Origin of the sequence: Sporolactobacillus mangiferae, from assembly GCF_023336505.1 — a bacterium.
Lineage (GTDB): Bacteria > Bacillota > Bacilli > Bacillales > Sporolactobacillaceae > Sporolactobacillus > Sporolactobacillus mangiferae.
This window is the reverse complement of sequence record NZ_JAMAST010000015.1, coordinates 48,184-59,248: the sequence shown is the minus strand read 5'-3', so window position 1 is coordinate 59,248 and position 11,065 is coordinate 48,184. Positions and strand designations below refer to the sequence as shown.

The 11,065-nt window shown below is 46.4% G+C and carries 9 protein-coding genes; all 9 read right to left on the bottom strand.

The genetic code is table 11. The features are described from left to right. Window positions 1–599: 599 nt before the first annotated feature. The 9 genes from lysS to ftsH all read right to left on the bottom strand — a co-directional run bounded on the left by lysS (window position 600) and on the right by ftsH (window position 10,921). Window positions 600–2,090, bottom strand: coding sequence for a lysine--tRNA ligase (gene lysS, locus M3N64_RS11225; protein ID WP_249102236.1), 1,491 nt, complete (start codon window positions 2,088–2,090; stop codon window positions 600–602). A 233-nt stretch (window positions 2,091–2,323) separates the two neighbouring features. Next, window positions 2,324–3,316: a tRNA dihydrouridine synthase DusB gene (gene dusB, locus M3N64_RS11220; protein ID WP_249102234.1), complete on the bottom strand. Its 993-nt coding sequence runs from the start codon at window positions 3,314–3,316 to the stop codon at window positions 2,324–2,326. Between the two features lie 4 nt (window positions 3,317–3,320). Further along, window positions 3,321–3,539 carry a helix-turn-helix domain-containing protein gene (locus tag M3N64_RS11215; protein ID WP_249102233.1) on the bottom strand — a complete coding sequence of 73 codons (219 nt, stop codon included), beginning with the start codon at window positions 3,537–3,539 and terminating at the stop codon, window positions 3,321–3,323. Next, window positions 3,491–4,372, bottom strand: coding sequence for a 2-amino-4-hydroxy-6-hydroxymethyldihydropteridine diphosphokinase (folK, locus tag M3N64_RS14210; protein ID WP_368389916.1), 882 nt, complete (start codon window positions 4,370–4,372; stop codon window positions 3,491–3,493). Before folK ends, M3N64_RS11215 begins: the two co-directional genes overlap by 49 nt. Beyond that, window positions 4,365–5,216 (bottom strand): dihydropteroate synthase, encoded by an 852-nt coding sequence (folP, locus tag M3N64_RS11200; protein WP_249102232.1) that lies wholly within the window; start codon window positions 5,214–5,216, stop codon window positions 4,365–4,367. Before folP ends, folK begins: the two co-directional genes overlap by 8 nt. A gap of 719 nt (window positions 5,217–5,935) precedes the next feature. Further along, entirely contained in the window at window positions 5,936–6,856 is a 921-nt protein-coding gene (gene cysK / locus M3N64_RS11195) for a cysteine synthase A (protein WP_249102231.1), read from the bottom strand. A 117-nt stretch (window positions 6,857–6,973) separates the two neighbouring features. Further along, window positions 6,974–7,849, bottom strand: a complete 876-nt coding sequence (gene hslO, locus M3N64_RS11190) for an Hsp33 family molecular chaperone HslO (RefSeq protein ID WP_249102230.1) — start codon at window positions 7,847–7,849, stop codon at window positions 6,974–6,976. Between the two features lie 137 nt (window positions 7,850–7,986). Next, the gene (locus tag M3N64_RS11185) at window positions 7,987–8,751 is read right to left on the bottom strand and encodes a type III pantothenate kinase (protein ID WP_249102240.1); all 765 of its coding nucleotides are present in this window, start codon (window positions 8,749–8,751) and stop codon (window positions 7,987–7,989) included. Window positions 8,752–8,890: 139 nt separating this feature from the next. Next, complete coding sequence (gene ftsH / locus M3N64_RS11180) at window positions 8,891–10,921, bottom strand: ATP-dependent zinc metalloprotease FtsH (RefSeq protein ID WP_249102229.1); 2,031 nt, start codon at window positions 10,919–10,921, stop codon at window positions 8,891–8,893. Between the last annotated feature and the right edge of the window lie 144 nt (window positions 10,922–11,065).

Sequence of the window (11,065 nt, the reverse complement as noted above, 5' to 3'; positions counted from 1 at the left end):
CTTCGCTGTCGTTTCTGAAGCGACTTGAACATTTTATCAAGTAATCAATCACATGTCAACAGGTAGTCCACAAAAAATCAAGTGCTCAATAAAAAGTGTTCAAAATCAAAAACGATATTATTTACTATACATAAACCGGAACTGCATGTCAATACAATTGACTATTTAACCGGTAACAAAAGAATATTATCAGCATATTTCTCATTTGTCAATAATATAGCAGTAGATGAATTGCCGCTCACTTTCTCAATTATTTCTCTGCACCGTTTTAATCATTTACCACAAATCCGCCATACAGGAAGAAGCTGCCCCAAAAGGGTATCAACTTATACTGCGCTCCGCCCGCATCAACAGAGACGACCGTGGACGATCCTGCAGCGGTGCGGGGGCCCCTTTGACTTGCGATCAGAAGAAACGCTTCACAGGAGTCCGCCACCCGCGCACTAAATTCCAAAACGCACATATTTTAAAGGATATCCCATCGTCAATAGATTTTTTTGAGACATCTCCTTTCTTCTAAAGTAATACGCTTAAATTGCAAATTTAAGCGTATAAAAAATGTCTGCACATCGCATGCAGACTAAATCGAATTATTTTTATTAATCTTTTCTTCTCATTTGTGGAAAAAGCAATACGTCACGAATCGATGCTGAATTCGTCAGCAGCATAACCAAACGGTCAATACCAATGCCGAGACCACCGGTTGGCGGCATACCGTATTCCATCGCTTCAAGAAAATCTTCGTCAATGATTTGTGCTTCGTCATTTCCAGCTTCACGTTCACGCATTTGCGCTTCAAAGCGCTCACGCTGATCAATTGGATCGTTTAGCTCACTGAAGGCGTTACCATGTTCCCTTCCTACAATAAACAGCTCAAATCGGTCACTGAACCGCGGATCTTTCGGATCTTTTTTTGCCAGCGGAGAAATGACAACCGGATGTCCATATATAAAGGTTGGCTGAATCAATGTTTCTTCCACTTTTTGTTCAAAAAATTCATTGACAACGTGACCATAGGTCATATCATCTTTTACAGCGACGCCATGTTCCACAGCCAGCTGGCGTGCTTCTTCATCGGTCATTTGCGGCCACAGATCAACACCGGTCTCTTCTTTAATGGCGTCTACCATATGTACACGACGCCAGCGGGGGGTTAAATTAACTTTTGTTTCACCGTACGTAATTTCCATAGTACCAAGTACTTTTTCAGCGACTGAAGCGATCAGGTTCTCAGTCAGTTCCATCACATCGCGCAGATCCTGATAAGCAGTATAGAGTTCCATCATCGTGAACTCAGGATTATGTTTCGTTGAGACACCTTCGTTGCGGTAAACACGACCGATTTCATATACCTTTTCAAATCCGCCAATAATCAGCCGTTTCAAATGCAATTCGATCGCGATTCGCATATAAAGATCCATGTCCAGTGCATTGTGATGTGTGATGAACGGCCTCGCCGCCGCCCCACCCGGAATGGAGTGCATGGTTGGCGTTTCAACTTCCAGATAGCCTTGGCCGTCAAGTTCATCCCGGATGGCCTTAATCACCTTGCTTCTAAGAATAAATGTTTCACGCACTTCAGGATTCACAATAAGATCCAGATAGCGCTGACGATAACGTTGTTCAACATCCTTCAAGCCATGAAACTTATCCGGAAGCGGACGCATCGCTTTAGAAAGAATGCTGAAATTGTTTACTTTTATCGAGAGTTCGCCAACATGTGTCTTAAATACCGTACCTTCAACACCGACAAAATCGCCAATATCAATATGTTTGAAAATTTCGTACTGCTCTTCTCCGACGGCATCTTTGCGAATATACAACTGAATCCGGCCACCGAAGTCCTGGATATCAGCAAAACCCGCTTTGCCTTTGCGCCTCTTTGCCATCAGCCGGCCGGCCATAACCACCGGCAGAGCTTCAGCCTCAAGCGTTTCCGCATCTTTGTCTGCGTATAACGAACGAATTTGCGCCGTATCATGCGTACGCTCATAACGGCCGCCAAACGGATTAATTCCTTGTTCAGTCAAAACCTTCAGCTTCTCGCGCCTGGCTTGAAGCTGATCGGTCAGATCTACTTCCTGACTCATTATTGTTCTACCTCCAGTTGTATATCCTGCAGCATCACAAAAGCCTAAATCCAATGATCTTCCAACTGCAGTATGAGAAAACTTAGCTTCGCCAAATCCCTCCAGCACAGGCGAAGTCTAAGTTACCTTGCGACAATCCTTAAAAGTTTCAGTATAAAGAAAACTGCCAGTAATACCACCGGCAGTTTGGATATCTAATCGAATTATAGAGAATTAAAAAATGACTGTCAACCTCAGACCGTTACCGGTAAATCATACGACAGCCGATCCCTGAAATCAATAAGAATCTGCCGCAGCTCAGCGGCTGTCCCACACTGATTAATCTGCTTGCGCACCTCATTGCCGCCGCGCAGTCCTTTCATATACCACGCAGCATGTTTGCGCATTTCAAGCGACGCAATGTGTTCACCCTTCAGTTTCGCCAGTTGATCGAAGTGGATCAGGCAGACCTCCGCTTTTTCCTTTGCCGTCGGTTCCGGAGGCAACACGCCGCTCTCCAAGTATTTTACTGTCCGATAGAGCAGCCATGGGTTACCCAGCGCGGCACGACCAATCATGACACCATCTACCCCGGTTTCATCAAGCAACCGCTTCGCGTCCATCGGTGTCCGAATATCTCCATTGCCAATCACCGGAATGCTTACGGACTCTTTAACCCGACGAATGATCTCCCAGTCCGCACGGCCTTCATACATCTGCACGCGGGTACGACCGTGAATGGCTACCGCGCTCCCACCCGCACACTCAACCGCCTGAGCGTTACGCACAGCATAGATATGATCGTCGTCCCAGCCTTTGCGCATTTTAACGGTTACCGGTTTTTCTACCGCATCAACTACCGCCGCAACCATTTCATATATCTTGTCCGGATCAAGCAGCCATCGTGAACCGGCATCACATTTTGTTACTTTCGGTACCGGGCACCCCATGTTTATGTCAATGATATCCGCATTCGTATGCTGATCCACATATTTTGCAGCCTGAACAAGTGTTTCTTTGGAACCACCAAAGATCTGCAGGCTGAGCGGTTTCTCACGTTCGTCAATGTAAAGCATATCCAAAGTCCGCTGATTATGATGAATGATGCCGCGGTCAGAAACCATTTCGGCACAGACAAGACCCGTGCCAAAGCGTTTGGCGATCAAACGGAACGCTGAGTTGCAGACGCCGGCCATCGGTGCGAGCACGACTCGATTTTTCATTTCAATTGAACCGATCTTTAGCATCAAATTATCCCTTCTTCATCGTTAATTCCTTCATTTCCTGAAGGGTTATTCCCAGCGTATCACAAATTTTGATCACAAGTTCTGCTTCGGGCTCCCGGCTTTCTCTTTCAATTTCTCCCAAAAGTGTCAGAGAAATGCCTAATTCCTTAGCAAGTGCGGCCTGAGTGTATCCTTTTAATTTTCGAAAAGCCCGAATTTTCCTCCCCCATTGTTCGTTCTCCATAATTGCACATCCTCTCCCCCATTGAGATTTTGCCACAAATCCATGACTGATCGATGGAGACCCGGAACGACCAAATGAGGCGCAATCTCAACAAGCGGTTTGAGGACAAATGCACGACGCGCAATTTCCGGATGGGGCAGTGACAACGCTTCAGAGCAGGTCACCTTTTGACCAAAAACTAAAAGATCAAGATCAATCGTTCTCGGTCCCCAATGCACTTCCCTCGCCCGGCTCAGCGCAGTCTCAATCTCCTGCAGTTTTCTCAAGAAAGGAAGCGGGGGAAAGAACGTTTCAACCTGCGCGACCATATTTAAAAAATCAGGTTGCCGGACCGGGCCATAAGGCTCCGTTTCATATATGGACGAGCAATGCACTACTCTAATCTTTTGTTCCGCTTGCAACGCCTCGAGCGCACGTTCCAGATAACTTTCCCGATTGCCAATATTTGATCCAAGTCCCAGATAAGCGGTCGTTCGGGAACGCTCAATTTCTACGGAAACTGATTCATAATGACCCGCAATCGGTGGATTCGGTTTCATGACTTTGACCAGGCATTTCGTTACTTTTGAAAAGCTGATCAAGACACGCTCTGCAATGTTTTCCGCCAGTGCCTCAATGAGCATAAACGGAGGTCCCTCGACAATTTCTTTCACCTGATCAAAAACAGCAGCGTAATTCACCGTTTGATCAAGCTGATCGGTTGTCCCGGCCTGATACAAATCGCAGCTCAATTCCAGATCGACAGCAAAAAGCTGACCCAGTTTCCTCTCCTCGGGCAAGACGCCGTGGTAACCATAAAACTGCATCCGATTTAAGCGTATTCTATCAGCCAATGTCTGCCTCCCGCATCATTGCGTCCATCATTTTCGCCATACGCGCAATCGGAAGAACATCATGCACACGCATCAGCTGACATCCCTTGGCAATTCCGAGGCAAACAGTCGCACCAGTACCCTCTACACGACGATCCACAGTTAAATTTAATGTTTTTCCGATAAATCCCTTACGTGATGTACCGAGCAGAAGGGGATAACCCAATTCATGAAAAGCCTCAAGATGATTCATGACATAGAGATTCTGCCTGTAATCCTTCGCAAAACCAATCCCGGGATCAAGAATAATTTTCTCAGGTGCAACACCGGCATTCAGGGCAATTGTAATACTTTCTCGCAGATCGCTTTTCATATCTTCAATAATATCCTGATAATGATTATCATCACGATTGTGCATGAGAATAATTGGTGCCTGAAACTCGGCAGCTACCTTCGCCATATTCGCATCAACCTTGGCTCCCCAGACATCGTTAATAATATCGGCACCGGCATCAAGCGCTCGTTCCGCCGTTTCCGCCTTATAAGTGTCGATCGAAAGCGGGATGTCGGTTGCCTTGCGAATCGCCTTAATCATCGGAACGACACGGGCAATTTCTTCATCCGCAGTAATCGGTGTATGTCCGGGCCGTGTTGATTCTCCGCCGACATCGATAATGTCAGCGCCTTCATGTTCCATCTCCAGCGCATGCTCCACTGCCAGATCTGCCTGGTTGAAACGTCCGCCATCGGAGAAGGAATCCGGAGTCACGTTCAATATGCCCATAATTACAGTCTTTTTTCGATAGTCAATCGTTTTATCTCTGATCTGAAGTAGATGGTAAGGTGAAAGATGAAAGGTATTCACAGGCTATATGATCCTCCTGAAATCTTCGCTTAATAAAAACAGTATAGCACAGATAGCTGACCAGCCTTAGCGAAAAAGACGCTTAATCAAAGTTAAAATGAATTTCCGGATGCACCAGGCTGCATCCTGCGGTACCTTTTTATTGTTCGTGCAGAAACCATTTTTCAACTGACTGATTCGCAAGGTTGACAACGAAAGCCATCCTGTACTTCAGCAGATCAGCGAATTGTTCAGCAGACCAAAAGGCATAAACAATCTGCATGTTCACTTATGAGCGTGGTAAAAAACGACCGGTCCCCCATCTCCGACTATGATTTATTGTTTTATGCCTGTTGATGCATTACCGCTACGACTGCTCACTTGCCGCGGGCGATCCGGAAGCCTCCGTGGGCAGGTAAATTCCTGCGGGGTCTTCCTAGGCTCGCTGATCAACAGGAATGCTCCGCAGGCGCCAGCGCACCTTCGCTTTGATTTTCGGTAAGACACTGGTTTATTGGTTTTCATATGGGTCAAAATCTTATACTTTATTTACTTGCTAGAAAACTTGGCTTTGCCAAGCCTCTGGCGAAGCCAAAGTCGCCATCGCACTTATACGATAATTTGCTGAATTTTAAACTTTCTTATAGTACAAGAAAAAAACCGAGCAACAGCGCCCGGTCCTTCAGAATTCTATATATTGTTCTCAGCTGATCCTGTGTGTTTAAGACGGCCCACACATTTTAATCTTCAACTTGATACAGCGGTGTACTCAAATAACGTTCTCCATTATCCGGGACAATGACAAGGACTTTTTTACCCTTACCAAGTTTCTTTGCTACCTGAACGCCACCGTAAATCGCAGCGCCTCCGGAAATACCGGCCAGAACGCCCTCTTTTTTGCCAGCCAGACGGGCATACTCAAATGCCTGTTCATTCGCTACATCAATCACTTCATCGTAGATTTCCGTATCCAGTGTATTCGGAATGAAGCCCGTACCGATGCCTTGAATCTTATGCGGACCACCCTTGCCTCCGTTTAATACCGGAGAATCTTTCGGCTCAACTGCATAGATACGAATGTCCGTGAATTTTTCCTTCAGGGCCTTGCCACTGCCGCTGAGCGTACCACCGGTTCCGACACCGGCCACAAAAGCATCTAACGAATCAAATGCTTCCGTGATTTCTTTTCCGGTTGTTTCATAATGTATTGTAGGGTTAGCAGGATTTTTGAACTGTTGCGGAAGGAAATACCCCTTTTCTTTTGCAAGTTCCTGAGCCTTCGCAATTGAGCCCTTAATCGCCTGTGCACCTGGCGTCAGAATAACCTCTGCCCCGTAGGCTTTAAATAATTTGCGCCGTTCAATACTCATCGTCTCCGGCATGACCAAAATGGCTTTATATCCCTTTACAGCCGCCACAAGTGCCAGACCGATACCTGTGTTGCCGCTGGTCGGTTCGATAATCGTATCATTTGGTTTTAGTTTTCCTTCTTTTTCCGCCGCTTCGATCATTGCCAGCGCAATGCGGTCTTTAACACTGCTGCCCGGGTTAAAATATTCCAGTTTTGCATAGAGTTCCGCATCATTTTCATCCGTCAAATGGTTCAAACGGACAATCGGTGTATTCCCAATTAATTCAGTAACCGAATTTGCAACAGTCATTTTCCATCCTCCTTATAATCCTCAGTTGTCAGATGAGATTTATATATTATATTATCAGTAAGTGTGCGGACCGTCAATAATAGTGATACGCAGAATTTGCGCACACAATGCAATCTGTTAGTGACTCGGGAGCAGTTTTCTTAATTCGTCAGCGGTAAAAGTGTAGTGCGTTTGGCAAAACTGGCAAGTGATTTGCGCTCCGCCGTCTTCATCGATCATCGCCTGAATTTCCTTTGCACCAATGCCGGCGATTGATCCGGCAAACTTTTCTTTAGAACACCCGCAGTGAAAGGCCACCGGTTTTTTTTGCAATACCTTATAGTCCCTGTCCGGAAAAAGGTCATCAAGCAGTTCTTCCGGAGAATGCCCGGCATCAATTAACTTGGAGATCGGGGGTATAGTGTTCAGTCGTTCTTCCAGCCTGCTGATTACTGCGTCCTCCGCTCCGGGCAGTACTTGAACAATGAATCCACCCGATGCCTTAACTGACTGGTCCGGGCTGACCAGAACGCCGACTCCTACTGCAGAGGGCACTTGTTCAGATCGCGCAAAGTAATAAGTGAAGTCATCACCGATTTCACCGGAAGTCATCGGCACGCGCCCAATAAAATTGTCTCTTAATCCAATGTCTTTGACAACACTGAGAAAACCGGTATTTCCGACTGCGCGTGCCACATCAAGCTTTCCATGCGCATTCAGTTGAAAATGGACTTCGGGGTTGGTTACATAGCCCCGCACCTGCCCCTCTGTATTGGCATCCGCAACAATCGCACCGATTGGCCCGCCACCTTGAACGGTAACAGTCACTTTTTTATCGCCTTTCTCCTGCGCCGCCATCATCATTGTTGCGGTCATTGTTCTGCCCAATGCTGCCGTGGCCGTTGGCCAAGTACCATGCCGCTTTTGCGCTTCTCCTATGGTTTCGGTTGTTATCGAAGTGATCACTCTCAGCTTCTCGTCACACGCCAGAGCCTTAATAAAATAGTCACCCATTTTATTCACCTCTTTCTTTTAGATTGACACCATTACTTTTGTTTTTCGATTTACTTTTCACAAGTCTCTGAACCCCGTGATGAAAACCGGCACTTTTCATGAGTGAGCCAGTGTCCATTCACATGGCCTTTTATAGATCAGCAATTACGTTGATAGATAAGAAAAAGTCCTTTGAGTGTTAACAGTGGGTCAACATGATCAATTATATCCGTCTCATGAGCAATCAGCGTGCAAAGCCCTCCGGTTGCTACCACCACCGGGTTGACCACTGCCTGTCTTTTCATTCGAGTGACAACACCTTCCACTTGTCCGACATAGCCGAAAAGCACACCGGACTGCATGGCATGAATCGTATTGCGTCCGATGATGCTGGGGGGTTTTACTATCTCAATTCTTGGCAGCTTAGATGCCCTTTCGTAAAGTGCTTCAGTTGCAATATCAATGCCTGGTGCAATCGCCCCGCCGATATACCCCTTTTGTTCATCAATATAGGAATAAGTGGTGGCTGTCCCGAAATCAATGACAATAATCGGTGCCTGGTATTCATGGACTGCCGCAACAGCGTTTACAATTAAGTCTGCACCGAGTTCTTTCGGATTATCATATTTTATATTCAATCCCGTCTTAATCCCCGGGCCAACAATGATCGGCTTCAGATGAAAATACTTTGTGCATAAACGTTCAAGTGCAAACATAACGGACGGAACTACCGATGAAAGAACAACTCCGTTAAAGTGGGAAAAAGAAAGCCCTGAATACGTGAAAAGTTCATGGATCAGCATACCGAATTCATCTTCTGTTCGCTCGCGATCCGTTGACACGCGCCAATGATGGGTTAGCTTTCCTTCGTCAAATGTACCGAGCACTATATGTGTGTTTCCAACATCACAAACAAAAATCATCGCCGTTTCCCCCTGTTTACCCGTTTGCTTATCAGAATTGTTGCCTGAACGGGTAAAAGCTTTTTTAACCTGCAAAAAGGAGGCACCCCCATCCAGAGAAGCCTCCTTTTATCACATATACGCTCAATCCGCTTAAACATTAAAGCTTATCGCCGTCATCATCTTTCTTCTCGGATTCAGACGGCTTCGTCGCTTCGGCCGTTTTTTGGATTGCCTCTTCATCTTTCGGATGGATCGTTACTTTAAGATTTGTCCCCGGTTCAGCCGCAGATTCAGATGGCTCTGATGAAGGGGCTTCTTCTTCATGATCCGTCTTCGAAGAAGCATAGCGATTTTTGCTTGGTTCAATGTATTTACCCGTTTCGTACAGTGATTTAATCTGCTCTTCTTCCAATGTTTCCACTTTAAGCAGCGTCTGGGCAATCAATTCCAGTTTGTCTCGATGCTCAAGAAGCAGTTGCTTGCATCGTTCATATTCATCCTTCACGATACGCTGTACTTCCTGATCGATTTCAAATGCAATGGCATCACTGTAGTTCTGTTCATTTTGAATATCACGCCCAAGGAAAACCTGGCCGCTGTCATTGTTCCCAAACTGCATCGGTCCAAGCTTATCGCTCATGCCGAATTCCGTCACCATTCGACGCGCTAAATTCGTTACGCGCTGCAGATCATTGCTTGCACCAGTCGAAATTTCACCGAAAGTAATCTCTTCCGCAACGCGTCCTCCGAGCAGTCCGCAAATTTTTTCCAGCAATTCCGGTTTAGTCATGAAATAGCGATCTTCTTTGGGAAGCGAGACTGTATAACCGCCCGCCTGACCACGCGGAATGACGGTCACCTTATGCACTTCATCAGCGCCTTTCAGTGCCAGACCGATAATCGTATGACCCGATTCGTGGTAAGCAACAATATTTTGCTCTTTTTTCGAAATAACACGCGATTTCTTGGCAACACCGGCGATCACGCGTTCAACAGCTTCGTCAATGTCTTCCATATTAATGACTTTTTTGTTGGCACGCGCAGCAACGAGCGCTGCTTCGTTCAACAGATTTTCCAGGTCAGCCCCGGAAAATCCCGGTGTCAGTTTTGCCACTGTCTTCAAGTCAATTTCTTTTGCCAGTGGTTTGTTGCGTGCATGAACGCGAAGCACAGCTTCACGGCCAATAAGATCCGGACGATTGACGGGAATCTGGCGGTCAAAGCGCCCCGGACGCAAAAGTGCCGGGTCAAGAATATCCGGTCGGTTCGTTGCCGCAATGATGATAATCCCTTCGTTTGCCCCGAAGCCATCCATTTCAACAAGCAGCTGATTCAAAGTCTGCTCACGTTCATCGTGACCGCCGCCGAGACCCGCACCGCGCTGACGGCCGACCGCGTCAATTTCATCAATAAAAATAATACATGGTGCATTCTTTTTTGCTTGGTCAAACAGATCCCGAACACGGGACGCGCCGACACCGACGAACATTTCAACAAAATCCGAACCGCTTATGGAGAAAAACGGCACACCGGCTTCGCCCGCAACAGCACGTGCGAGCAATGTTTTACCGGTACCGGGAGGCCCCTCAAGCAAAACACCCTTCGGAATTCTGGCACCAAGTGCAACGAACTTTCTCGGGTCTTTCAGAAAATCGACGATCTCCACCAGTTCCTGCTTTTCCTCATCTGCACCGGCAACGTCTCTGAAGGTCACTTTCTTTTTATCCTCAGAGTACAGCTTCGCCTTGCTTTTGCCAAAGTTCATCACTCGGCCGCCGCCGCCCTGTGCCTGGTTCAAAAGGAAGAAAATCAGGAAAAAAATAATGGCAAAGGGGATGAGCGAGGTCACAAATGTAATCCAGCCGCTTGTCCGTTCTGCGGGTTTCACATCCAGATTCAACTGGTTCGCCAGATCAGTCACCTGATTTACCGCTTTGTCGCTCGCAGGCAGATACGCTTTGAAAGTTGTATTTTTATCAGCACTCTTCAAATGCCCTGTTGCCGAGTAAACGCTGCCCTCCGGTTGTAAGGTGAGTTCATCCACGTTTCCTTTGCTTAAGTTGGTTTGAAAAGCGCTGTAAGTCATCGGTTTTACAGTTCTGTTGGTTTCTGTCAGCCAACTGACGATGCCGATGATCACTAAAGCAATAAATAAATATATAATAATGTTTTTAAAAAGTCGATTCATGCCTTACCTCCTCCCGCTCTAAAAGCAAATCATACTTTATAGTACCACATAGCAATGTAGCCGCCAAACCAATTGCATTGAGCAAACAGGTTGCAAAAATATTGAAAAACGCTTCATATTGATTGCTTATACACTAGCCTTAAA